Source organism: Desulfobulbaceae bacterium DB1 (assembly GCA_001914235.1).
In the GTDB taxonomy this organism is placed as follows: Bacteria; Desulfobacterota; Desulfobulbia; order Desulfobulbales; family SURF-16; genus DB1.
The window spans coordinates 93,626-119,449 of record MQUF01000020.1; the positions used below are offsets into that span (position 1 = coordinate 93,626).

Sequence of the window (25,824 nt, forward strand, 5' to 3'; positions counted from 1 at the left end):
CCCACCATGAAGATACGGCAGAAAATCACCCTGTGGATTTCCGGAACAGCGCTGTTGGCTGCTGTTGCCGTTTCCGCTTTTGTTTTTCTTGAACTTGTTGAAGAACCTGTGCGGCTGATTGACCGGGAAATGCGGCACATGGCCGATTCTCTTTTTGAACAGGGTCAGGACGATATCAGCGCGCCATGGTCGCTCAACGTGGATCAATTGCCTTTTTCGCCGGATCGTTACTGGATCAGGATATCTGACCAGGATCAAAACATTCTCTACCAATCCGCCCTGACCCGCTACACCGAAATCCCGATTCGTGAAAAAAAGCATTACAATGTTGAACGGATTATTCCCCGTGAGCAGGTGCGGATCGGCCAGGATGACGAAAACGAGGTCTATTTCCGGGTCAGGGTCTACGAACGGGAGATCGACGGCCGACTGGTCACCATCCGGATCGCCAAACCCATTGAGGACTTGGAGGAGGAACTCCTGAAAGTGCTGCGGGAACTGGCTGCCGGATTGGCAATCTGCACCCTTGTTATCGTGGCCCTCAGTTATAAACTGGCCGGCAGGATTCTTGATCCGCTGGTCGTTATTAATCATCTGGTCCGGGAGATTCGGGAAAAATCCCTGGACCGACGTATTCCGGTCGGCAAAAATCGTGATGAACTCGCGACCCTTGCCATCTCGCTCAACGAGATGTTCGACCGATTGCAGTATTCCTTTGCACGGCAAAAAGAATTTGTCGGCAATGCCTCCCATGAACTGAAAAGCCCGATTACCCTGCTCATGCTGACCCAGGAAGAGCTTCTCCTGCGCGCAGACCTGCCCGCCGAGATCCGCAAGGATGTCGAACGACAACTCTTCACCCTGCGGCGGATGAGCAAGCTGATCAGGAATTTGCTTGATCTCTCGCGTTTGGAGCAGCAGGAAACCCTGACGATCGGTTCGGTTGACATGGGCGGCTTGATGACATTGGTGCTGGAGGATTACCGGGACATGCTGCTTGCCGGCAATATCTCGGTTGCCGTTGATCTTCCCCGAGATCTGCTCATGGCAGGTGATGCCGAGAAGTTACAACGTCTGCTGATTAATCTCCTTGATAATGCCATCCGTTATAATGATGCCGAAAATGGCCGGATTCAGATCAAGGCAATGCAGGACGAGGGGCATATTCTACTTACGGTGGCAAATACCGGTCAGACGATTCCCCCCGCGGACAACGAGCGTGTTTTTGAACAGTTTTACCGGGTGGAAAAATCCCGCTCCGTATTTCATGGCGGTTCAGGCCTGGGGCTGACCATTGCCCGGAAGATCGTCGATCTGCACGGAGGAGTGATCTCCATTGCCGGTCAAGACGGCTGGACAACGGTCACCGTCAGTTTGCCGCTGCGGGATGTCTGAGGGGAAAAGGGGTGACTGCGGTGACAATGTGAACGTTGTGGCTTTCCCTCCCTTCCGAGCGTTGAGCGCTCAAAGAAATTATCGGGTAAAGCGGGAGCAATTCCCTATTGCCTCGACAATCATGTTCCTGTTTTTGTTAAGCAGAGTCGCAATGCGGTCATCATCGTAAGGGCTGTCGTCCGGCCCCGTCGGTTTATAATTTGTCAATTCTTTATTGTCGTAAGGAATGCGGTATTTGAAGCCGGGGGTCACCATGCCGATACTGTAATTGTCGCTGACGACGAGATAATCTCGTTTTTGTTCTGAAAACAGATTCTGCCCCAAGGCGTAATCTTCGGTTTTGTTGCTGATTCCCAATCGCTGCAGCAACGTCACCGGAATATCCATGTGGCTTGTCTGTTTGTCGATGGTCCGTGGTGCCATGCCGGGCATGCTGACGACCAGCGGCGTCCGAACCTGTTCGTCGACAAAGGTGGAATTGTGCCCCCAGAAGCCTTTTTCCATGAATTCTTCGCCGTGATCACCAGTCACGATGACAATCGTGTTATCCAGTAAACTCTCCTTCTCGAGAAATGTCAGAATTCGGCCCATCTGGCTGTCCACCCAATAAGATGCATTCGTGTAGCGATTCAATAACTGGTCCGCATACTGGGTCAGCATTTCCTTCGACATATCGGTATAATCAATCTTTTCGAGTATTGGGCCACGGATGCTGGCGCTCTCGGGAAAGGTATAGCGGGCATGGGTCGATTCATAGAACATAAATGCCATAAACGGACGGGAATGATCCCGCCCGTGGATGAAATCGATGAGAGCGCTGGTATTACTCTCATCCATCTGCCAGGGCTGTCCGCTGAATTCTTTTTCATGGAGAAACTGTTTGCCGACGTTGGCAAAAATGGTTTTGTCGAACTCCGGATAGGAAAAACGGGCGCTGGTGCGGAAATGAAGCTGGTAGTCAAGCTCCTGGATGCGGTCCATGAGAAGCGGGCTTTGCTCAGCGTGCAGAAAATTTGCCCAGTATGATCCGTACAAACCGTAGAACATGCCGAACATGCCTTCACGTGTGCCGTTGCCGCTTGAATAGTGACGGGTAAAATTCTGTGATTTTTCACTGAACTCCCAGACCTGGGGCATAATTTCCGGACTGAGGCGATCCCAGCGCAGCGACTCCGCCACCAGCCAGACAATATTGGGCGGGTTTGCAACCTGCTTGAAGGTCGCTGGAAGTAAGGGATATTGAAGCCTTGATGTATTCAGTTTCGCGGTAAATGTTTTCTCGCGTTCCGTTTTAATGCCGAGTTTTTTGGCAAAACTCCGGAACGTCGCCGTTGTATAAAAAGGGTAGTATCTTGCGGTGTCAAGCACGCTTCCGTAGTTCTGGATGTCGCTCACCCCATAGATTAATCGCTCGATGATCATTGCCGTGACCAGCAACGAAACGGCCCACCGCTGCCAGGAAAATTTTAGCGGCTTAAATTGAAACAGGCAGCTTGCCGCAAGAAGGGTCATCTGGATAGCCAGCAGGCGGATTCCTATCATGCCGGCGCTCAGATAGCTGCTGCTGTCGCTTCCGAGTGATGCAATTCCGCCCGGTGTGAAAATCAGGTTCAGCACAAAACCGTTAAAGTGGAATCTGTATAGATCGAAAATGATCCGGTCAGTACGAATAAACAACAGACTGCAGGTGGTTAAGAGTAGCGCGACGAGGGCGATGCCAAGCAGCTTGCCGGGGAGAAGCCGCCGGGCCAACAGAGTGCCGGCCAGGGCCGGCACCAAATAGAGAAAGCTGTAACTGCCCCAGGCCAGAAAGTGAAAGACCGTTTCCCGTTGCAGACCGAAATCAATTTTTGTGGCCTGCAGAAAGGGATAGGTCTCAAGCAGCATGTGAAACCAGCTCAACAGGATAAAAAGACCGGCAGGAAAAATGAAATCAGTGCGTGATCGGACAACTGAAAACAGGCGCACGAGGTTGCGAAAATGTATTGCGGGCTTAAGTCCGTTATCGACTGGATGGTGATTCATAGGTGGTTCACTTTAACCTTTCTTTCATCTTTCCGCCATCTGTTTAATCTGTTCCGCAGGACATAATCGGCGCCCTGGTAAAAGGACATCACGTCATGCACCAATGGGTATGATGTGTCAACCTTTTTGATAACAGGGGTGCCGCCCGCATTGGTGACGACCTCTATCTCCCGGCGCGGGGAGAGAATCACCAGCTCGTTATCCTTCAGCAAGCCGAGTTTCTGGTAATTGCCTATCAGGGCCCGTGGTTGAAAGTCAGGCGCCAGGATGTCCTTGCCGAAAAAAAAGCTCTGGTAGGAGAAGTTGAGCAGTGACAGCAGGGTGGGGGCAAGGTCGATCTGGCCGGCCAGGGTGTTGATTTCTCCGGGATCGACATGGCCGGGGGAGTAGAGAAAGAAAGGAATGTGATATTTGTCGACGGGCAGTCCGACCTTGCCGGCGCTGCCGGCGCAGTGGTCCGCCACAAGAACGAAGACGGTATCGGCAAACCAGGGCCGTGTTTTTGCCCCTTCCACAAGTCTGGCCAGGGCGTAATCGGTATATTTTACCGCCCCCTCCCTTCCTGTACCGGAAGGGATGTCGATTTTCCCTTCAGGATAGGTGTAGGGCCGGTGATTGCTGGTGGTCATGACGTGGAAGAAAAAGGGTTGGCCGGCGGCATGATCTTTATCCGCCTCCCTGAGCGTCCTTTCGTAGAGATCCTCATCCGCGACACCCCAGGCGTTTTCAAAGGTGATTTCATCTTTTTTCAGGTCGGTCTGGTCAACTATCCGGTAGCCGTTTCCTGAAAAGAAGGAATTCATGTTGTCAAAATAGCCGCGGCCGCCATAAAGGAAAGCAGCATCATAACCGTGGTCGGTAAACACCTTGCCCAAACTGAACATCCGGCCGTTGTCCGGCTGCTTCACCACGGATCCTCCAGGGGTGGGAGGCAGGGAAAGGGTGATCGACTCAAGCCCTCTGACGGTTCGTGTGCCGGTTGCATAAAAATTGGTGAAAAGCATCCCTTCCTTGAACCAGCTATCCAGGAAGGGAGAGATGTTCTCCTTGCTGCCGAAGCGGGTCAGATATTCGGCGCTGAGGCTTTCTATCGAAACCAGGATGACATTCAGTTTTTGTTCCGGCTGCTTTGGTTCAATCCGGCGAGTGATGTTGTAAAGCTCGTTTTCCGTGAACGTGGTGCCTGTTTCATCGATCTCGGTTTTCAATCTGTCCGATAGTTCCCGGTCATCACCCAGGGCGTAAAATGTACGGTAATCCAAGGCGTTGTTGCGAAATGCGGCAAATAATTGATAAGCTCCGTTTGAGGCAAGCTCATTGGTGTAGTTGTTGGTGGAGAGATTCCGCTGTGACTGATCCAGAACCAAAAAGGCCAGGCCGGGAAGCAGGAGAAGAATCCCTGCTTTTGCCAGTCGTTGATGGAAAATTTCCGAAAAAGTCATGACCTGCTGCAACTTTTTCCGAAGGGATAGAAACAGGAGGGCGGAAAGAAAAAGTATTCCTGTCAGGATTGTCGGCAGGGGATATGATTGGCTGATATTGTCGGCAACCTCACGGCGATAAACCAGATAATCGACCGCTATGAAATTAAAACGGACGCCGAATTCATCCCAGAAGAGCCATTCGGCGACAACACCGAAGAGCAGAATGAAAAATGTTGCCGCGATCAGGGCATGACCGCACATCGAAAAAATACGACTGTGAAACCATTTATCCGGCACAATGAGAAAAAGAATGATGATGGGGATGAGGCAATAGGAAAGAAAGGCGATGTCGTAGACGAGGCCCATGCCGAATATATAGGCAAAGCTTGCCAAGGTGTGTTCGATTATTGTCCATTCCTTCAGCAGCAGCGCGAGGCGCAGCATGGCAAAGCATGTCAGGGCGACAAAAGAAATCAGAAAAATCGAGGAAAAACGGCTTTTCCGGAAACTAAATAAAGAAGTTAACATTTTTTTACTACCCTCCATTGATGCGGATAAAAGGCAAAATAGACGAAGGCGGCAGCGCACCAGCAAACAGCCAGGGAAAACAGATCATGGCTGGGGAAATGGGCGCCTCGCGCCTGCTGGCCGAGTCCGAAAACGAGTCCGAGACATATGCCGAAAACAAGTCCATACCTGCTGTACGATGAGTCGTGGTGGCGCAGGAGAAAATAAAGGCTGACAAAGGCGAAACCGCCGGAGGAATGGCCGGCGGGAAAGGCGTGGCCGACCGGCGCGCCGGGGGGAACAGGGTCAAGGAGTCTTATGTACGGCTGTGCGCCATGAAAGATCCGCAGATCCCAGGGTGTATAGATATGGGTGAGCTGTTTAAAAAAACTGACGAGCAAGGGACCGGCGGCTGCGGCAACAAGGAAATAAACAAGGATTTTCCTGAACGGCTTCAAGCCCTGGTGGAAAAAAGTCATGATCACGGCAATGAGCCATGCCAGGGCCGCGACTTTGACAAACCATTGTCCGCCGGTATGGATGACGGTGTCAAAAAGCCAGTGGTGCTTGAACAACCAGTTTTGACTTTGAAAGTCATAGAAATGGGAAATCCACCACAGATCCAGTCCGCTGTATTCAAATACGGTTCCCAGAAAAACGAGAATCAAAGGGAAGAGGGAAAGCAAAAGAAAGTTGTCGGTGGAATTTGTTTTTTTCATGAGCAAAGAAAGCGCGTCATTTCCCATGTTCTGTTACCGATAAAGAAAAATCGTTTCTGCCTGCCCGATGCAGACGGGGAGGCGATCACGGAATTTCTCGCGGGACGGCAAATAACTCACACCCTGGTAACCACATGGAACTTATTGGTTGAGATACAGCAACGACATCAGCGTGAAGAATAGACGCCTTTTGTGAAGAAAAAGTGAAGAGGGGGCGAAAGATTTTCGGCGTACGAGGAAGGTGTGCGTGGCGTGAAGCGACGGAATGGTTTTTTCAGTCCGCCATCATTTTTTGGGCGACGCGATGTAACACGTCATCAATCTCAAAGGGTTTTTCCAGCAATTCGATCCCGTGATAGCGGGGTTCGCTGATAATTTCCTTGATGTCGCTGTCTCCCGACATCAATATGAATTTTCCGGCTGGATTGACTTGCAGCATGGCCTGAAGAAGGGTCAGTCCATTGCCGTCGGGAAGATGCAGGTCAACCAGGGTCACGGCCGGCAGGGTATGGGACGTCCGATTCATTCCTTCGGCGGCGGTTAAGGCTGTTTCGACATTATAGCCTTCGTTTTCCATGAGGATATGCAGGGTACGGGACAGTGCTTTATCGTCATCGATAATGAGGACGCTGCCGTCGCCTTTATTTTGGTGTGTTTGTTCCATGGGGAGTGTCCTGATAAGGCAGTAATGGATTGATTTTCGTGGTTTGCATGCCCGGAAAATGCAATAGATGTGCCCAACAGTAACCCCTTTCCCGGGAAAAGAAATGTATTTTTGTTTCACCTGCTGTTCCGGCAAAAAAGACAGGTTTTTTTGATTGTTATTCAGGGATGTTATTGGTTTTTTGCGAAACAAGGGAATTTCTTCATTGGGAAGATGTGGAATGATTGTTTGCTCCTGTTGCCGGGCAAGACACAGGCTTATCGGTGAATTCTGGTGAATAGCCGGCCAATTTCTGGTGAGTCTGCTTATCGCTTTCCACGAGTCGATGTTGTCGAGCACAATGCCGATTTGTCCGCAAAAAATACCTTCGCCCATTCCCTTTTCCTTAAAAAATTCTTTTCCAGCTTTGTCCGGCGTTGAACAGATCCTTCAAGGTGATCAGCCCCGCGCTTTTTAATTTTTTTGCAAGATAAATAAAGAGATAGGCTGTCTGCAGGGCGTCCTGCAACGCATCATGATGGTGAAAGACCGGGAGTCCGTAATCGTTGCTGAGGTCGGTCAGATTGAAGGAAACCTGCAGGTTGAACTGATCATGGTAATTCTCCCAGCAGGTTTCCGTGTAGACCTGGGCAAGACGCATGGTGTCGAGGCAGGGATTTTTGATGGTGTCGCCGAAAATTTTTTTGGCCGCCTGATTGAGAAAGCCCACATCAAGGCTGACATAATGCCCGACCAGCAGGGAGGGGCCGCAGAATTCGATGAACTGGGGCAGGATCTCCCGCAAAAACGGTGCATCGGTAAGCTGTTGCGGGGTTATCCGATGCACCAGGGTGCTGTCCGTGGCATCTTTTTTTGTATGCGGTCTGACGTAGGAATGGAATGTTTCGCCGGCAATGATTTTCAGATCACGCACATGGACCCCGCCGATGGAAACAATTTCGTCCTTGCGGCTAAGTCCGGTCAGTTCCGTGTCAAACACCACGAAATTGTAGCATTCCAACGGCTGATCCTGGTCAATGTCCGTGAACCATTGATGATTCCGCTTGAAAACAGGATGGTGTTTTTTTGATTTTTTATCGGCAAAGGGCCAGAATCCCATATGATGCGACGCTGTCAAAATTCCCGTAAATGAAACTGCTGGGTAACGCTTGCCTGGATTTTCCGGATCACTTCAAAAGATTCCTTCAGGGTCTTTTTTTCAATGTCGGTAAGATCACCGGGATTGATATAGTTGGTGGGGCTCATGCCTTCTTCCATCATGTAGAGCTGGTTGATCAGTCGCAGCTGCATGAGGAATTCGTATGCCTCGACCGTTTCGGAATAGAGATCAGTGGAGATATGTCCCTGTTCGTTTAACAGTTGAAGGCGGCCGAGGGTGTTACTTTCCGCGATGCCGTACTTGAGGGACATCAGCCGGGCGAAATCGACAAAGGGGACCAGCCCGGTTTCCTTGAGGTTGAGCCTGTTTTTGTGTTCGCCGTCTTTTTCCACGATGAAGTTTTTGAAAAAGGAAAGGGGCGGCCGGACGGTGAGGCAGAATCTGGCCAGGTGGGTGAGAAATATTTCATGCCTGGGGGCACTTTCGCACAGATGTTTGCGCAGGTCGCGGGCCAGTTTTTCGTCGCCGTAACCGGGCCGGAAATCAAAGAAAATGGTGGTGTTTAAGACCTCCTTGGGGTCAGGGGTGCGCATCCAGTTGTTAAATGAGTTGATCCAGCCGCTCAAGGTCTGGCGCAGATTGCTGTTGGATGCCATGATGTTGCCCGGACAACGCGGATAGCCGCATTCTACCAGATGCTCAATAATTTCCTCGGCAAATATTCTGAAATATTCCTGTGCAGCCTGTTTTTTGTTTTTATCATCCGGCAATTCATAAATAAGGGCATTGTCCTGGTCGGTGCGAAAGGTCTGCTCCCGCCGGCCTTCGCTTCCCATCAGGATCCAGCAGAACCTGGAAGGGGGCGCGCCCATTTTTTCAATCATCAGGGTCAGGATGCGGTCGAGGATCTGGTCATTCAAAATGGTGATCATCCTGGTGATATTGTTCGCCTTGGCCCCCTCCTCAACCAGGGAACGGACCACAAGGGGCACTTTGACCGAAAGCTGGTAGAGGTCTTCTATTCTGCGCTGCGCGAGTATTTCCCGGAACAGATAGAGAGGGGAAGTGCCCTGCAGCACCATGATGTCGTGGGTGGTCACCACACCGACGATTTTCCCCTGTTTTTCAATGGCCAGATGATGGATGCGGTTGCTCATCATCTGCAGCAGCGCGTCAAAGCACACCGCATGGGAGGCTATGGTCTGCACGGGAGAGGCCATGATCCATTTGATTCTGGTCGCGTAATCGAGACCCTGGGCCACCACCCGGGTGCGCATATCCTTGTCGGTGACAATGCCGATGATATTGCCGGACCCGTCCGTGACCAGCAGGGAGCCGATATGGAGCTGGGCCATGCGGATGGCGGCGTTCTGCACGGTATCATCGGCATGAATGGTTTGCGGCTCACCTTTGACGATTGCTCCCACCTGGGCGCTGAAAAGATACAGCGAGCCTTCGGTCCGGGTTGAGACGCGATGCTGCCTCAGTTCCTTGTAGGCGGTGCGGACAAGCTTTTCGCTCATGCTGCGGAGGAAATAGTTGGTCACTTTCGGCGCTGAATGAAGCAGCTCCATGAACGCCTCTTTGCTGAAAAGAAAGCAGAAGGTGTCTTCCACCGTTTCCACGTTCAGATTGGCGGTGGTGTTCTGAATCAGGGGCAGGGCGCCGAAATATTCTCCTTCCCCGCGAAAATCCTTCAAGGTAACTTCCCCTTCTTCATCTTTCAGGTAAATTTTTACCCCGCCCTTCTGGATGACATGAAAATGGGTTACCTCTGTTACGTCCTGCTTGAAAATCAAGGTGTTTTTCGGGAAAAAATCGATTATGCACTGGCGGGCCAGCCGGGCCAGGTCATCTTTTTCCAGCTCATTGAAGGGAAGGGTGTTCTGGAGAAATTCAAGCACTGTTTCCGGAGAAACCGAATGGGCATTATTTTTTTGCGGCATAGCGTGTCCGGGGAGTTGGAGGAGAAGTTAGTGATCGGGGCGCCGCGATCTCACCGAAAGGGGCGAGTCGCACGAGGAAAGACAAAAATCACCATTGCAATTCCGCCTCGCCCATTTTCTGAACGGCATGTTTTATATTACTCTGAAAGTGGTTGAAAATCAGGCATGAATTCGCCGGGGGGATGTTTTTTTTGCCGGTAGCAGGGAGAGGTGCGAAGCTGGTCGTCTTCAGATGCTTCCGAGGTGAACTTGTCTCTGACGGCAAGAAAGAGATGCCGGCATTCAAGAAAAGCATCGACAATATCCGGTGCAAACCGTCGGCCGCGTTCCTCGCGCATGAACCGGATGGCCTCTTCATGCAGGCATGCCGACCGGTATTTTCGTGCAGTGGTGAGTTCATCATAAGCATCGGCCAGGCTGACGATGCGCGCGGCAAGAGGAATTTCTTCCTCCCTGAGACCATAAGGGTAGCCGCTGCCGTCCCAGTGTTCGTGGTGGAAATAGGCGATGGTTTTGGCCATGGACAGAAAGGACTGCTCTTCGGACTGGGCATCCACGGCCTTGAGGATATTGCCGCCATAGGTGGCGTGCTGACGGATTATTTCGTTTTCCTCCCGGGTGAGGGTGCCGCTTTTGAGCAGTATTTCGTCCGGTATTCCCACCTTGCCGATATCATGGAGGATGGAGGATTGATAAAGGTCTTCGATGTATTGGTCGGTGATGTGGCCCCGGTATTTTTCCTTTTTGGCCAGCTGTTTTGCCAGGATCAGGCAGTATTCCCGCAGCCGCTCCAGGTGTTTTCCTGTTTGGACGTCCCGGTATTCGGATAATTTCGCCAGGCCGAGGATGGTCGCGGATCTCGTTTCATGTAGGATTTTCAAGGAGTGCAACAGGTCCTGTTCAAGTTTTTTGCGGGCGGAAATATCCCTGAGCAGCATCTGAAAACCAACAACCACTCCTTCCTTGGTGATGACGGTGGCATTGCATTCAACGTCGAAATTTTTCCCCTGCCGGCCGGACAGCCGGAACTGGCAGCCGGTTACCTGCTGTTCCCGGCTGAGTTTGTCAAACAGCTCTTGTCGGACACGAGAGACATCATCGAGATGGATCAACTGCGGAAAGTCAACTTCACGGTCATGATCGGCAATGTGGAGAGTGCTGTAAAATCGTGGATTGCCCATAAGGATTTTCCCATCCCGATCAACCAGGATGACATCATCAATGATATTTTCATAAAGATCACGATATCGTTTTTCCGACGAGTTCAGTTCGTCCGTTCTTTTCTTGACCTCGTTTTCCAGCTTGTCGGCATAAAAAGAGAGTTTTGCCGTCATCTCTTTTTGTTTCATGCGCAGGTTGAATTCATCTGCTCTGGCTTTGTTTTCCGCACGGCTCTGCACAACAATGATAATGATGAATGTCATGAAGAAAAACGAGTTGGCGAGAAAATCAAGGAAGACTTCCGGGGAAAAGGGGGAAAGGATGAAAACGGGCACCGCGTAAATGGCGTAAAGCAGGACTCCCAGGGCAGCGGTCTGCATCATGGGCAGCGGGAAAATAGCGGCAAAGGTGACAAGTATCAGGATGAAGCCCACATAGTAAAAAGATGAATAACCGCCCAATTGCACGACCATGGGAGAGACGGTCAGGCCTGCGGCAACATAGGCGGTAACCCCGAAAAGAACGGGATATCGGTGGGCGGTGTCCTGTTTGTTGAAGAAAATGACAATCAGGCAGAAAAAAGAAGCGGCCAGCCTCCAGGCGAGAAATTGTCTGAAGTGATCAGGGACAACGACGAAATCAAGCAGGGCAAAAAAAGGAAGCATGACCGCCGCGGTCCAGAGAACGACATGGGCCCTCTGGTGCAGCTGGTCGCGCTGTTCCTGTTGGTAAAGAATCGTGAATTGCGCAGCAATGCCGCCCATGCGTTGATGCTCCGATAAATAATTTTTAACTTTTTAACTGTCTTTTCAGCATAACGGAAAACGTGCTGAAAATCCAGCAGGGGCGGATCAATTGTTACGGCCAACGCGCAAATGATCGTTCATGGCCGATCGGCAATAAAAATGAAGAGAAAAACTGGAGGGGTATTTATATAAATTGTTGAATTTTTGAAAGAATACTGCGATATTCACCTTTCATGAATATCAACCGGCAGGTGAAACAGAAATGAACAAAATTATTTTTCCGTGCAATCAGGGGCAACGTTAAGTCATGGCTCATCATGTTGCAATTAACGGATATGGCAGGATCGGCAGGGCTATCCTCCGGGCCTATTATCGATCGAATTTGCGGGATAAGATTCGGATTAAGGCAATCAACGACATTTCTCCCATCGAACAGATTGCGTATCTGACAAAATACGATACCACCTATGGTCGTTTTCCCGAGGCGGTAACTCATGGGGAGCATCAGTTGCAGATCAATGGCGACGTCATTCCCGTCACCGGCTTTCGGGAGATTTCCAAGCTGCGCTGGGCGGACCATGGCATTGATATCGTTCTGGAATGTTCGGGTTGCCATGCGAAGCGTGCTTCCCTGCAATCACACATTGACCGGGGAGCAGAAAAGGTTGTTCTTTCCTGTCCCGGTGGGGATGATCTCGATGCAACCATTGTCTACGGCGTCAATGATCATCTGCTGACAAACGATCATAAAATCATTTCCAATGCCTCATGCACGACAAACTGTATCGTGCCGGTCATCAAGGTGCTTGATGATGCGTTCGGTATTGATCACGGCATGATCACGACGATTCATTCCATGATGAATGATCAGCCGGTCATAGATGCCTATCACCAGTGCCATGACCTTCGGCGCACACGCAGCGGGGTGCAGTCGATGGTTCCTGTGGCGACGGAGCTTGCCAGGGGGGTGGGCCGCATTCTGCCCCATCTTGCCGGTCGGTTTCAGTCGGCATCGATGCGTGTGCCGACCACCAATGTTTCGGTCATCGACTTGACGGTGGGTGTTTTGCGGGGCGTCGACAGCCATGCGGTAAACGAAGCCTTCAAGGATGGGGCATCCGGTTCCCTGCAGGGTGTTTTGGGGTATACCGAGGAGCCGCTGGTTTCCTGTGATTTCAACCAGGACAGTCGTTCCGCCGTCATTGACGGCAGCCAGACCCGGGTGAGCGGATCCCGTATGGTGCGAGTGCTTGCCTGGTTTGACAATGAATGGGGATATGCCAATCGCATGCTGGATACAACGTTGAAATTTCTGAACGTGTAACCGCGCTTTGCCGTTTCAGTTGCGCAGTGCTTCAAGCTCCTCTGCTTCCGTTTCCGCAAATAATTCCTCCGCCGGAGCTTCGATGTGGAATCGTTCAATTTTCCTGCGGAGGGTATCTTTTGAAATCTGCAGTTCCCGGCAGGTTGCCATTCGCCGCCACTTGTTGCGTTGCAGGGCCTGGTGAATGATAAATTTTTCCGCCTCCTCCATGGTCATGGGGTGGTCGAGCACGGTGTTCTGCACCTCTTCTTCCGTTTTCGGCTTGAACGGTTCCGGCAGATGTTCCGGCCGGATCATGCCGCCCTCGCAGAGAATAAAGGCGTATTCGATAATGTTCCGCAGTTCCCGCACGTTGCCGGGAAAGTCGTATCCCATGAGCAGGGCTGTGGCGGTGTCGGACATGCCGCCGATGTCCTTGCCTCTTTCCCGGTTGAATTTCTCGATGATCTGTTCGATCAGGACGGGGATATCCTCCCGTCTTTCACGCAGGGGCGGAATCAGCAGTTTGACCACGTTCAGCCGGTAGTAGAGATCGTCACGGAAGACGCCTTCCTGCATGAGGACGGCAAGATCGCGGTTGGTGGCGGCGATGATGCGGACATCGGCCTCGACCGGAGTTGTTGATCCCAGGGGTTCATATTGCCGTGACTGGATGACGCGCAGGAGCTTTACCTGTATCGCCGGATTAATGTCGCCGATTTCGTCGAGAAAGAGCGTTCCTTTCTCCGCTGCGGCGAATCTGCCGGTCCGGTCTTTTTTGGCATCGGTGAATGCCCCGGCCTTATATCCGAACAGTTCGGATTCAAGCAGCGTGTCCGGCAATGCCCCGCAGTTCACCGCCACAAAAGGTTGATTCCGTCGATCACTTTTGTTGTGCAGCGCCTTGGCCATCAATTCCTTGCCGGTTCCGCTTTCGCCGAGAATCAGGACATTGCTGTCACTGCGGGCGATTTCCGGCAGTATGTCAAAGATGCGGCGCATGGTCGGGCTCTTGCTGAAAATTTCCCCGACCTGATAGCGTGACAGTTTCTGACGAAGCGAGGTGATGACGCTCAGGTCTCGGAAACTTTCAACGCCGCCGACGATATTGCCTTCACTGTCGACCAGGGGCGCGGCACAGATGCTTACCGGTATTCGCCGTCCTGATGCCCCCTGGATGGTGATGGAACGATTTGATTCGGGTTTGCCCGTGCACATGCTGTGGGCAATGGCGCAGGTTTCACCGCAGATGCTGGCCTTGAAGATATCGCTGCATGACTTGCCGATGGCCTCTGATGCCGGTATGCCGGTGATTTCCTCCGCGGCCCGGTTAAAAGAGGTGATTTCCCAGCGACGATTGACGGTGAAGACCCCGTCGGCAATGGAATCAAGGATCAAGGCCCGGCCTTGCACGGTGGAAACATTGCGAAACACCTGGACCCCGCCGACCACCTGACCCTGGGGGTCTTTCAGCGGCGTGGTGTTGATGTTGACCGGGATTCTTCTGCCTTCGGCCGTGGTGATAAAAAGAGAGCGGTTGCACACCGGTTCCCCGGTTTTGATGCTTTCGGCCAGCACACAGTTGTCACAGGCATTGGACCGAAATATTTCCCGGCAGATCATGCCGATGACCTCATGCCGTTTCCAGCCGGTCAGTTTTTCCGCGGCCTTGTTGAAGGATGTTATCCGCCATTGCCGGTCAACACTGAAAACCCCGTCATTGATGCTGTTCAAGACAAATTCGGAAACCGCGCACTCATCATACTGGTTGATGTTGGGGATTGACAGGGAGGCCTTGTCCAGGGCCACCAGCCAGTTGACCGGATGGTGAAAAACAATGCCGCAGCGATTCATGTGTGGTCCGGCCTGGATCCATTTGACTTCCCCGGATGCGGGAAGATCCTTGCCGCCGGACAGATTTTCAGGGTGGAGTTGCAGGCGTAATCCGGGATAGAGCGCTGCCTGGGTGGAAATCTGCGCTCCCAGATGATTTAAATCGATACTGGTTGCGCTGTACGTTTTGATATTGTCGCCGAAAGAAAGGGTAAACGGCAAACGAAAGGGGAAGCGGTGGATGGTGCGACGGTTAGCCGGGAAGCCTCCGATCATATTACACCCCTTGGGGATCAGAATACTTCATTCTGTGTAATTAATTATAAATTGCAATTTGTAATATACTAGACGGGGGTGATGCAAAAATCAAGCAAAAAATTATGGATAAATATGAAAAGCAGCGATTTATCCGGGAGTTGCGAGGAAGAATCAAACACATTGCCGGCAACAAGCAAGAGCTTGTCCTGGATGCCGGGATGCCGGATTAATGGACCAGGATATTCATCCTGGTTTCTTGAAAGGCAAACTCCTGGGCCAGAAATGCGTCAACCACGCCGGGGTCGAAATGGCTTCCCCGGTCTTTGATGATGATTTCCCTGGCCTGTTCATGGCTGAAGGGCGGTTTGTAGCATCGGCGGGAGGTGAGGGCGTCATAGACATCCGCCAGGGCGACAATGCGGGCCGAAAGAGGAATGTCTTCACCCGATAAGCCGCTGGGGTAGCCGGTTCCGTCCCATTTTTCGTGGTGATGGTAGGCGATCTGCTTGCCGATGGTGAGAAAGGATTGCCCGTCCGTCTTTTTTTCGCTTTCCCGCAGGGCATCGCCCCCATAAACGGAGTGGCACTTCATGATTTCAAACTCTTCGGGAGTGAGTTTGCCCCGCTTAAGCAGGATGTTGTCAGGTATGCCGACTTTGCCGATGTCGTGCAGGATTGAAGAAAGGTAGATGTCGTCAATGTATTCCGGGGTGATGTAGTCATGATAGGCTTGGTTCCGACCAATTTCATTGGCCAGGATGCGTGAATATTCCCTGATCCTTTCCAGATGATTGCCGGTGTCCTTGTCGCGGAATTCGGCAAGTTTGGCCAGGGCGAGGATGGCCGTGGTTCGCGACTTGTCCACCAGGCGGTAGGATTCAAGAAGGCGTTCCTCCATTTTTTTTCTTTCGGTAATGTCCCGGATGACGAGCTGGAAGCCGAGGGAATGGCTGTTTTTCGATATGTTTCTCGCGTTGCATTCCATATGAAGCTGTTTGCCCGTCGCTGATCGGATAATGAGTTGAATATCCCGCACCGCCTCGCCGCGCCGCAGTTGCGGCAGCATGGTGTTTTTTATTTCCGCATGGCTGTCGCGATGCACGATGTCAAACAGGGATTTCCCCGCAATTTCGCGGGGCGCTCGGCCGATGGCGTCATAGAAGTGGCGGTTTGCCGATATGATTTTCCCTTTTTGGTCAATGAGGATGATGAGGTCGAGGATGTTTTCGTAAAGTTCCTGGTAGCGAAGCTCCGATTCTTCGATCTTTTTCACCCTTTTTTCCACTTCGTCCTCCAGGTTATGGGTGTAAAAGGACAGGTCGTCGTTTAACTCCTTCAGGTTCATGTTCAGGTTGAATTTGCGCATCCGCGCCTTGGTTTCTTCATGGCACTGCACCAGGCTGACGGCAATGACGGCCAGGAAGAAAAAACTGTTGCTGAAGAAAATCCCGGTTGCTTCCGGGGACGGCCGGCTGAAGAGCAAGACGGGAACTGCATAGACGGAGTAAAGGGCGAGGCCGGCGACTGTCGCCTGCTTCACATCCAGAGGGAGCAGGGCGAAGCCGCCGACCGAAATAAGCAGGAGCCCGACATAATATGATGAGGAATAACCGCCGGTTTCAAGAACCATCAGGGTGATGACGAATCCGCCCAGCAGGTAGGAAAAAAAGGTCAGCCCGACGGTGATCCGGTGTTCATTGAATCTCTGGACGGCAAAAGAGAAGCACAGGAGAAGGGCGGCAAAAATCAGGCGATATGCCAGGAAAAGCTTGAAATGTTCCTTGGCGGCAAAGGAATCAAGCAGGGAAAAAAGAGGGAAAAAAACAATGCCGAGCCGGAAGAAGAGAAAAGCCCGCTGCTGAAAGAGCTGTCGCGTCTCCTCTTCATAGGCGGGCTGATATTGGCGGGGAATAAGCTCCATTTCATGCTTCTTTCGTGGCCATGGCAAAGAGGTTGACTCCTTCCGTTTCGGAAAGAATTTCCACCTTGCCGGCAAAAGGGGTGTCCTGGAACAGCTCGAGGAGTTCGTCGGCGGTTCGATAAATCAATTGCCAGTGCAGAATTTCGTCCATGAAGATTTGATCGGGATACGGGGCAAAGTTGCCGAGCAGCAGTTTGCCGCCCGGTTCAAGATGTTCGTGGCATCGTTTGATCAGGGCTTGAAAAAGGCGACGATCGAGATAATCGCAAAGACCGGCCGAATAGATAATATGCTGTTTGCCTATTTCATGGCTGACTCTGCCCATCGACCACTTGACCAGGTTTTCATTCATGAGCCGGATGGACGCCTTGTGGGGGAAGATGTTGACATGCTGGTTGGTAAACTGCAACGCCTCGGAATCGATATCCACGCACAGCGCTTCAATGGCCTGACTGTAGTCGCATGCGGCAAGAAAATCAAAGAGTTCCCGGTTGGGTCCGCAGGCCAGATTCATGATCCGGATGCGGGAGGTGGTGGATAAAAAATCCTTGGTTAAGGAGGCAAGTTGCGTTCGGAGCAGAGTTCTCCTGCCCCGGATGGCTTTGGCGCCGGGCCGCTGCAGGCACCAGGCGTCGACGATTTTTCCAACTTTGCCGTCGCCTTCCGGTTGATCGCGGTAGATATGCTCCATCATCAGGAAATCCCCGGCATAGCCTTTGGGCTTGTAATACGCCCTTTCGACGAAACGGCTGCGCATGATATAGGGGAAGATCTCCTTGAAAATATAACCCCAAAGCAAATCCCTGTTCTGGGGAGTTTCCATCTTGCCCTTATAAAATTCAAGGCTTTCATTGATGGCATCCAGCACCTTGAAACAGTCGCGGCTGATTTCCTCATCCGGAATCTGCGAGGAGGTGTCTTCCTGGAGACGGTAGGAAATATTGAACAGCTCGGCCTTGGCCGACTCGATTTCACTGCTGATCTGGTGCCAGGTGGGGCTTTTGAGCAGTTTGGCCGGCATCGGCTTTGTTTCGGTAAAGCTTTTTCGACGGGTGGAAAGCGATGCGGCATAACTGATAAGCGGTTGGTTTTCTTCGAGTATTCTGCGGAATTTGCCGCAGATCCGCTGGGTCAGGCTTGTCACCAGCCGACCGTAGAGCGCAGGATTTTCATGGAAAAGATTCTCGATAACCGCGAGATCGAATTTGCATATTTCCGCATCCTCGGTGGCTCGGATGTCACGTACCCGGGAGCCGCCGTCAAAAAAACCGATTTCGCCGAAGAAATTCCCGCCGCCCAGTAAGGCAACGGTTATTTTTGTGTCCTGGGCCGTATAGGAAACCTCGATAACGCCCTTCAGGACATAATAAAAGGCACGGCTGTCCTGCAGTTCAATCGCCTCTCCGGCCGGACAGGAAATTGTTTCCGTATAGGCTACGAGATTCGGGGAAAGTTGACCGTCAGGAAGAAAAACGGCAGTGTCGCGGCATTGGTTTTCCGAATCGGAAAAAAGAAATAGCGGCTGTTCTCTGGAAACCATGGGAACTCCTTGTGAAGGCTATATGAGAAAGAAGAAGGGGGTATGCAATCGGTATGCTGCTGTTTTCAGGCCTCGCAGCCGTAACGTTCAATGAGTTGCTGCAGATGTTGCTTGTGTTTGACGGACAGGGGGCCGAATTTGATACAGCGCCGGCGCATGGTGATCTGGCTGAAAGGCTGCTCGTTGGGAAGGACAAAATCGTTAACCGTGGTATAGGGGATGTTTTCCAGGCACAGACCTTCTTCAACCAGCAGGTCAAGTCCCTGGGCATCCCTTGATGCACCGTTGGTGGAAAAATAGCAGAAAGCAAGGCCGGACATGCTGATGTCGATTATCTGGCCGATTTTATTCGAAGGAGGGCGGAGAAAGGCATAGGTGCCTTCACGCATGATGTACCGTTTCTGCCCTCTCCTGTCGATGTCCGCTGATTCACTGGCCATTGTTTTGCTCACTTCAAGTGATGAAATCGGTTCCGTGGATAGAAGTAAAAAGAAAACTCGATATTTATTATGCCATCAACAAACAGATTGTATCAAATAAAAATTTGTTTCAGAAATGAATTTTCGCAAATTGCAATTTTATTGATTCATCGCTTGACAAGTCCGGCCGCTCCATTGTGTAATTTCCCTATCTTCTTTTCCTGCCGCCAATTCCCCCACGGCATTTTTTTTCTTCCCTAGTGTCCGCTGATCGGAGAGCCACCAATGCAACAATCTGAACAATGCCGAGAGGTTATGAAGCTCCTTTTTTTTGCTGAATTGTCAGGGGCGGAATGTGAATTGCTTTTGCCATCCCTGCAAAAAGAAAATTTTTCTCCCGGCGATGTCGTTGTCCGGGAGGGGTCTGCCCTGGACCGTATTTTCTTCGTCCTTTCCGGCCGGGTGCGGCAGGAGAAAATCCTCGGCATTACCCTGGAGGCAACCGGTCTGGAGGCATGGCAGGAAAAGGAGTTGTTTGAGGAGATCACAGCCGGCAATCATTTCGGCGCGGGCGGCCTGGTTGAACCGGCTCCTTCGCTTGTCGACTGGGTGGCGGTGGAACAATCGCAACTTTTGTCGCTTTCCTTTCCCCGTTTCCGCCAAATCCTGCGGCAGTCGGACACCTTGGGCCGGAAGCTGCTGGAATCCCTTTGCCGGACACTCCATGAAAGCGGCCGCCGATATGAAGAAAGTTTTGCAATGCAGGTCACTGCTGTCTCATAAATTTCCCCAAAGCAGAAACTGCCTAATCGTAGGCTGTTTCTGCTTTGGAGGTTTTAAAAGGGCGAGGAGATCTCGCCTTTCGAATAAATTTAGCTGCAAAATCCTGAGTATTTGCTGCATGGATATACCAATTTTTGCGGTGAATTTGAGGTACGCGAGGATCAGGTAAACGCATAAGGCAATCCAAATTTGAGTAAGAACAGAATTTTGAGAGGTTCCTAGAAAAGTTTTTATTTTCAGATTCTGCTTAATCCATTTGAAAAAAAGTTCTATCTGCCACCTCTCCTTGTAGAGGTCGGCAATTGTTTTGGCCTGAAGATGATCTGCGTTGGTGACAAAACGATACTCAATACCAGTTTCAGGGTCTGTATAGGCAATGAGTCGAAGCTTTTGGGGAATATCGCCAAGTTGAATTTGGCGATCCATAGTAACTCCGGTAGATTTACGGCCGGGCCGGTTTTTGAAATACTGGACCAAGGCATTGCTTTTCAGTCTGGTAACGAAAAAGATACCATTACTCATTAAAGATTCGTACCAGGTGTAGTCTGTAAAACCACGGTCAAAGACAACGCATGACCCCTTTGGCAGATTGAGAGCCTTCGCCCACTGAACTTCATGCCCTTTGCCATCTGTCATAGTCATGAAGGACGGGAGGTAGCCATCAGCATCTAAGCCAACATGGAGTTTTATGGCTCCCTTTGTTTTACGAAACTTGGCCCATGGGAAAATGGACAAGCAAAGCTTTATGGTGGTGGCATCAAGTAGAAATAATTTGCCTTTGAACTTGAATTTGTGCTTGGGAGCATGCTGCTGGCAACGCTCAAGGAGCTTGTAAAACATCACTTTGTAAAGTTCAGCAGGCTGTTTGTCGTTAACACGGGCCAAAGTTGCTCGTGAAGTTTTTCTCATCCCGAGATGGTAAAGTTTGTTTGCCTGTGCTTTCAGATTGTCTGTCAAATCTCGCAGGCTTTTTCTTGAAGATAACTGGGCAATCATCATGGCAAGAAATTGACTCCACCTGTTAAAGGATCTGAATTTCTGTCCAACGTGATGTGTTTGGGCAAGGCATTCAAATTCATGTCTCGGAAGAATTGCAGTAATTTGATTAAGAATTGTGTTATAATGTGCCATGGCTCGGATCTCCTTGTTATGGTTAGTGTTTTTCGCAAATTCATTATAACCAAAAGGGGCTTCCGAGCCTTTATTTATTTGATGTTGTTTACAATTTTATAAGACAGCAGTGAATGCAGGTGGAAAACAAAAAACTGATGCTGCAGATGGGGATTGAACGGAAAAAGATAAAGGCCATGCATCGCATTGCCGGAAGCACCGCGGCAAGCGATGTCAAGCAAACCCTTGATACCATACTCGACGCCTGCATCGACTGCCTTCGTGTTGAAAAAGGTTCCATCATGATTTTTGACCGGGGTGTGCTGCGGGTGGAGGCTGCTTTCGGGGCAAACAGGGAGAAAATTCTCGGTCAGCAGCAGATCATTACGGAAAACAGTGTTTCCGGGCGTTGTTTCATGACAAAAAAACCTGTTTTTATCCAGGATATCGAGCGGGAACAAAATCTTGACCGCTCGCCCGACCCGAGCCAGTACTGGAACAATTCGCTGATCAGCATGCCGCTTCTCAGTGCCGCCGGTGAAAGTATCGGCGTGCTGAACGTCAGTAAAACCTCCCATGACGTTTTCACCGAGGACGACATGAAGATTCTCGATGATCTGACCATGGAAGCCTCCGCCGCACTGGGTCACGAGATTGAGCTCGCCCGGCTGTTTCGCAGCTTTCAGGAAACCTATGTCGAGGTGAAACGCACCCAGAAGCAGTTGCAGCAGGTGGAGGACAAGGTTTGCCGTATCATTGACACCTCATGGCCGGCCATCGGCGACAGGATGGGAGGGGTGGCTGATGAGTGAGAACGCGTTAGAGGAATTTATCCGGAGAAACAGCAAAATAATGGCCAGTGAAGGCGGGCGCCTCCCCGGCGATCGGCAAAAGGGCGTTCTTTCCGCGCGGGAAAGGCTTGATCTGCTTTTTGATGAAGGCACCTTTCATGAAATTGACCGTTTCGTCACCCATCGCTGCACGGATTTCGGCATGGAAAAAAAACTGGTTGAAGGCGATGCCGTGATCAGCGGTTCCGGCCGGATCAATGGGCGGCTGGTCCATGCCTATGCCCAGGACTTCAGGGTCATGGGCGGCACCTTTTCCGAGTCGAACACGAAAAAGATCTGCAAGATACTCGATATGGCCATGCAGCTCGGCACGCCGTTCATCGGCCTCAATGATTCGGGCGGATCACGAATACAGGAGGGCGTCTGCGGACTGGCCGGGGTGGCGGAGCTGTTTCTGAAAAACACCCTGGCATCCGGGGTTATTCCCCAGATATCGGCCATCATGGGGCCTTGCGCCGGGGGCGCAAGCTATTCTCCGGCGCTGACCGATTTCATCGTCATGGTCGAGGAGCAGAGCCATATGTTTGTCACCGGACCGGAGGTGATCCGGGCCGTCACCCACGAAGAGGTGAGCAAGGAGGAGCTGGGCGGCGCTCATACCCATCACGAATTGAGCGGGGTCAGCCATCTGGTGGCGCGTGATGACCGGGATTGCATCCTTTTGATCCGGGAGCTGCTCGACTATCTGCCTGCCAATAATCTGGAGGAAAGCCCGGTGAAGGAATGCCTCGATGAACCGAGCCGGGGCGATGCCCGTCTGCACAGTTTCATTCCGGCTGATCCCCGCGCTTCCTATGATGTGAAGGAGTTGATCAGGCTGGTTGCCGACCAGTCCTCGTTTTTTGAGATCCAGCAAGGCTATGCCCGGAATCTTGTTGTCGGGTTTGCCAGGTTCAACGGCCGGGTGGCGGGCATTGTGGCAAACCAACCGGCCCATTTGGCCGGCGCTCTTGATGTCAATGCTTCGCGGAAAGGGGCCAGGTTTGTTCAGTTCTGCGATGCCTTTAACATTCCGCTGGTCACCTTTGTCGATGTGCCGGGTTTTCTGCCGGGAAAAGATCAGGAGCAAAGCGGCATCATCCGGGACGGCGCGAAACTGCTTTTTACCTATTGCCAGGCAACGGTCCCCAAGATCAGCCTGATCACGAGAAAGGCCTATGGCGGCGCCTATTGCGTCATGTCGAGCAAGCATATCCGCGGGGATTACAATTTCGCCTACCCCGGCGCCGAGATCGCCGTCATGGGGCCTGAAGGAGCGGTCAACATTATTTACCGGCGCAAGCCGGCCGGGGATGACAACGAGGAGGTGCGCCGGGAAAAGATCGATGAATACCGGGCCCGCTTCGCCAATCCCTATGTGGCCGCATCACGGGGATATATCGATGAGATCATCATGCCGGAAGAGACCCGGCCGCGGCTGATCATGGCCCTTGACCGGATGCGCAATAAAATCATAAAAAATCCGCCCAAAAAACACGGCAATATGCCGCTGTAAAAAGATGGTTGGCCGAGTCTTTTTTCTGCTTGACTTCCACAAACATTTGAATCATTTATGGTGGATATGTGTTGGGAAAAACGACAGGCAATGATGCGGCTTGGAATCACAAACGGTCAAGGGGGCTTTGCAGGCGTTGGATGTCACGGGCCATGATGACGCTCTCTTTGCCGGAACGCGGATCAACAAATCTTTCCCTGGCCGGGAAAACCCATTGCCGGCCGGTCTCCCGCGCCGCATTGGGGTATTTTCCGGCAAGCGCCTCGGGGATAGAGACTTCCCCGAAACCCGCCTCAAGATCACGATGGTGGAGGTTCTTTGTTTCTGAATGGGGACAGGCCCCGTTTTTTTGAGTCGCTGCAAGTTGCTTTGGACTTTTTTTGTTCATAAAATCTTTCAAATTCAAATAGTTAATGTAAAGTTTGCCGCAGCATGCTAGACAGAATTATTATATCACTTCAAGAAATTTTATCGCAACAGCCCGATATTGTTCAAGTTTAATTTTCAAGGAAATGACCCTGTGTGCTATTTGCTTAAAATTATTGAATGATTATCATGGATAAAATGTTTTGTAATATGCATTTAATTACCTAATAGATGCTAGCCTTGGATTAATCGATGGAAAGAATATGTGATTCGTGCGCCAAAAATGTGTTTTTGAAAACCATGATTCAATCGAAAGGTCAGGTGGGCATTTGCTCTCTGTGTGGAAAGAGTTCCAATAGCTCCATTGACACTTCTGATCATGTGTTTTTAAAGACGGTAACATCCTTAATTCGTTATCATTTATCCGAGTGGGAATATCACACGAAACTTGGCGGCGTGAATTTAGACCGCTTACTGAGTAAAGAAAATCCAATATTTTATTATCATGCTGAATGCAGTGAAGATTCTATTGATAACTTCTTGATGAGTTTTATTGACGAGTTGTATCAACGTGAAGACATTCACCTGAATCCGTGAAATTTTTGCAGTAAAAATCGTCTGTATTTTCAAATAACATGTTGAAATTTAACAAAAAATATTGCAATATTCGCCTGTCTAAAAACATCACTCTGCAGGTGAAAAAATGAAACGATTTATTCTTGAACGCTCATCGGACGAATTTTATACCTCTCATTCCGGCCTGGCCCTGATCGGGCTCGGTATCAATCGCTTTACCAGCTTGAACGCCAAGCTGAAAAAGGCGATACCCGACACCAAGGACATTGCCAATACAGATGTCATTCGCAGTTATCTCGGGCTCCTCTCGCTTGGCAAAAGCGATTTCGAAGCCATTGCCGACATGAAAGACGACAGGTATTTCCAGCAATCACTTGGCATCAAAGCGGTTCCTTCGCCCGAAACCTTGCGCCAGCGCCTTGACGAAACCGCAACAGTTTTTCAGCCAATTGCTTCCTCCACCTACACGGAGTTCATCCGCAATGCCAAAGGAAAAGTAACCCCCTTGGCCATGGGTCATGTCGCCGTCGATATGGACGTCTTTTGCATGGACAACTCCGGCACCAAAAAAGAAGGTTCCAAGCATACCTATCACGGTTATGACGGCTATGCGCCAATAGCCGCCTACATGGGAGAGGAAGGCTGGTGTATTAATCTTGAGTTCCGGGAGGGCAGCCAGCACAGCCAAAACAATTTTATTCCTTTTCTGCAGGAAACCATCTCCCGTGCCAAGTCTTTAACCAAAAAGTCACTGTTATTCAGGCTTGACTCCGGACACGATGCTGTCGAGACCCGAGCAACGCTTTATGGCCACAAAAAGGTCGATTACATCCTGAAATGGAATCCCCGCAAGCAGGACCTTCCCGCCTGGCTGGCCCGTGGGCTGCAAGAAGGAGAAGTGAGCGAACCACGACGCGGCAAACGGGTTGCCGTATTCAGTTTCAACCAGCTTCAGGAGCACGAGGGCAAGGAGTTCAGTACCCGCCTGATCGTCCGCGTGATTGAACGTACCATTGACAAACGCGGCCAGTTGCTGCTGGTGCCGGATATAGAACTTGAGGGCTGGTGGACATCCCTTTACCTGCCGGAAAAAGAGATCATCAAGCTCTACCGGGACCACGGCACAAGCGAGCAGTTTCACAGCGAATTTAAAACCGACATGGATCTTGAGCGGTTGCCTTCGGGAAAATTTGCGACCAATTCCTTGATCATGTCCTTGGCCGGCTTGGCTTATAACATCTTGCGGTTTATCGGCCAGCTTGGCCTTCTCGGTGATCGCTCACCAGTGCGCCACTCGGCAAAGCGCAGGAGAATTCGTACCGTTATTCAGGAACTCATGTACCGTGCAGCCAGACTGATTGAGACCGGCAGGAAACTGAAGCTGCGGTTCAGCCGCCACTGTTGCGCATTTGACTCGTTTCAGGCCGTTTATAACCGGCTTGCCTTTGGCTAATGCAAGAACAGAAGAGAAATTTGCCGGAAAGTGGCTGAACAGCAGGCCCTGCCGGGAAAATACGCCTAAAAACAGGCAAATATAGCAATTTTTCAAAGAACAACGGGGACGATGTCCCAATTTACCAGCAATATGCTGGCAATATATAAATTTCTGGCGGTCGCGGTGTTGAAATTTTTTCGCGCCCCACAATTTTTAGGGAGAATCCGGGATACCTCACGGATTCAGGT

18 protein-coding genes and 3 pseudogenes are annotated in these 25,824 nt (G+C 51.0%); 6 read left to right on the plus strand and 15 right to left on the minus strand.

All coding sequences use genetic code 11. The annotated features are described in order from the left end of the window. The first annotated feature begins 6 nt into the window (after positions 1 to 6). Positions 7 to 1,395 (plus strand): two-component sensor histidine kinase, encoded by a 1,389-nt coding sequence (locus BM485_15295; protein OKY74169.1) that lies wholly within the window; start codon positions 7 to 9, stop codon positions 1,393 to 1,395. Between the two features lie 78 nt (positions 1,396 to 1,473). Here the strand turns inward: BM485_15295 and BM485_15300 are convergent, their stop codons facing one another. From BM485_15300 to BM485_15330, 7 genes are all read right to left on the minus strand, one after another. After that, complete coding sequence (locus tag BM485_15300) at positions 1,474 to 3,420, minus strand: hypothetical protein (GenBank protein OKY74170.1); 1,947 nt, start codon at positions 3,418 to 3,420, stop codon at positions 1,474 to 1,476. Continuing rightward, positions 3,417 to 5,372 (minus strand): sulfatase, encoded by a 1,956-nt coding sequence (locus BM485_15305; GenBank protein OKY74171.1) that lies wholly within the window; start codon positions 5,370 to 5,372, stop codon positions 3,417 to 3,419. Before BM485_15305 ends, BM485_15300 begins: the two co-directional genes overlap by 4 nt. Beyond that, a complete protein-coding gene (locus tag BM485_15310) occupies positions 5,366 to 6,070 on the minus strand; it encodes an acid phosphatase (GenBank protein ID OKY74196.1) in 705 nt (234 codons plus the stop codon). Before BM485_15310 ends, BM485_15305 begins: the two co-directional genes overlap by 7 nt. 274 nt (positions 6,071 to 6,344) lie before the next feature. After that, positions 6,345 to 7,109, minus strand: a complete 765-nt coding sequence (locus tag BM485_15315; GenBank protein OKY74172.1) for a hypothetical protein — start codon at positions 7,107 to 7,109, stop codon at positions 6,345 to 6,347. A 10-nt stretch (positions 7,110 to 7,119) separates the two neighbouring features. Next, entirely contained in the window at positions 7,120 to 7,833 is a 714-nt protein-coding gene (locus BM485_15320) for a DNA polymerase III subunit epsilon (GenBank protein ID OKY74173.1), read from the minus strand. Between the two features lie 14 nt (positions 7,834 to 7,847). Next, on the minus strand, positions 7,848 to 9,779 hold the full coding sequence (locus tag BM485_15325; GenBank protein ID OKY74174.1) for a histidine kinase: 1,932 nt from the start codon (positions 9,777 to 9,779) through the stop codon (positions 7,848 to 7,850). 137 nt (positions 9,780 to 9,916) lie between these two features. After that, on the minus strand, positions 9,917 to 11,704 hold the full coding sequence (locus BM485_15330) for a hypothetical protein (protein ID OKY74175.1): 1,788 nt from the start codon (positions 11,702 to 11,704) through the stop codon (positions 9,917 to 9,919). A gap of 289 nt (positions 11,705 to 11,993) precedes the next feature. Here BM485_15330 and BM485_15335 point away from each other — a divergent pair, with 289 nt between their 5' ends. Then, positions 11,994 to 13,010, plus strand: coding sequence for a type I glyceraldehyde-3-phosphate dehydrogenase (locus BM485_15335; GenBank protein ID OKY74176.1), 1,017 nt, complete (start codon positions 11,994 to 11,996; stop codon positions 13,008 to 13,010). Between the two features lie 15 nt (positions 13,011 to 13,025). Here BM485_15335 and BM485_15340 read toward each other — a convergent pair. From BM485_15340 to BM485_15365, 6 genes and pseudogenes are all read right to left on the minus strand, one after another. Further along, positions 13,026 to 14,399 (minus strand): annotated as a pseudogene (locus BM485_15340) (Fis family transcriptional regulator). 3 nt (positions 14,400 to 14,402) lie between these two features. Next, a pseudogene (locus BM485_15345) lies at positions 14,403 to 14,723 on the minus strand (Fis family transcriptional regulator). Between the two features lie 90 nt (positions 14,724 to 14,813). Continuing rightward, positions 14,814 to 15,065: pseudogene (locus tag BM485_15350) on the minus strand (hypothetical protein). A gap of 241 nt (positions 15,066 to 15,306) precedes the next feature. Next, the gene (locus tag BM485_15355; protein ID OKY74177.1) at positions 15,307 to 17,001 is read right to left on the minus strand and encodes a hypothetical protein; all 1,695 of its coding nucleotides are present in this window, start codon (positions 16,999 to 17,001) and stop codon (positions 15,307 to 15,309) included. A gap of 1 nt (position 17,002) precedes the next feature. Next, positions 17,003 to 18,541 (minus strand): hypothetical protein, encoded by a 1,539-nt coding sequence (locus BM485_15360; protein OKY74178.1) that lies wholly within the window; start codon positions 18,539 to 18,541, stop codon positions 17,003 to 17,005. Positions 18,542 to 18,606: 65 nt separating this feature from the next. Next, positions 18,607 to 18,981: a hypothetical protein gene (locus BM485_15365; GenBank protein ID OKY74179.1), complete on the minus strand. Its 375-nt coding sequence runs from the start codon at positions 18,979 to 18,981 to the stop codon at positions 18,607 to 18,609. A gap of 294 nt (positions 18,982 to 19,275) precedes the next feature. Between BM485_15365 and BM485_15370 the strand changes: the two genes are divergently transcribed. Further along, positions 19,276 to 19,743: a hypothetical protein gene (locus tag BM485_15370; protein ID OKY74180.1), complete on the plus strand. Its 468-nt coding sequence runs from the start codon at positions 19,276 to 19,278 to the stop codon at positions 19,741 to 19,743. On the opposite strand, the gene BM485_15375 is transcribed toward BM485_15370, so the two are convergent. Beyond that, the gene (locus BM485_15375) at positions 19,738 to 20,874 is read right to left on the minus strand and encodes an IS4 family transposase (GenBank protein OKY74181.1); all 1,137 of its coding nucleotides are present in this window, start codon (positions 20,872 to 20,874) and stop codon (positions 19,738 to 19,740) included. The two genes, BM485_15370 and BM485_15375, sit on opposite strands and share 6 nt — an antisense overlap. A gap of 113 nt (positions 20,875 to 20,987) precedes the next feature. On the opposite strand from BM485_15375, the gene BM485_15380 reads away from it, so the two are divergent. Both BM485_15380 and BM485_15385 read left to right on the plus strand, forming a co-directional pair. Further along, positions 20,988 to 21,665 (plus strand): hypothetical protein, encoded by a 678-nt coding sequence (locus tag BM485_15380; GenBank protein ID OKY74182.1) that lies wholly within the window; start codon positions 20,988 to 20,990, stop codon positions 21,663 to 21,665. Next, entirely contained in the window at positions 21,658 to 23,199 is a 1,542-nt protein-coding gene (locus BM485_15385; GenBank protein OKY74183.1) for a methylmalonyl-CoA carboxyltransferase, read from the plus strand. The genes BM485_15380 and BM485_15385 overlap by 8 nt, the downstream gene beginning before the upstream one ends. A gap of 106 nt (positions 23,200 to 23,305) precedes the next feature. On the opposite strand, the gene BM485_15390 is transcribed toward BM485_15385, so the two are convergent. After that, the gene (locus BM485_15390; GenBank protein ID OKY74184.1) at positions 23,306 to 23,587 is read right to left on the minus strand and encodes a hypothetical protein; all 282 of its coding nucleotides are present in this window, start codon (positions 23,585 to 23,587) and stop codon (positions 23,306 to 23,308) included. A gap of 681 nt (positions 23,588 to 24,268) precedes the next feature. Between BM485_15390 and BM485_15395 the strand changes: the two genes are divergently transcribed. After that, positions 24,269 to 25,594 (plus strand): transposase, encoded by a 1,326-nt coding sequence (locus BM485_15395; GenBank protein OKY74185.1) that lies wholly within the window; start codon positions 24,269 to 24,271, stop codon positions 25,592 to 25,594. The last annotated feature ends 230 nt before the right edge of the window (positions 25,595 to 25,824 follow it).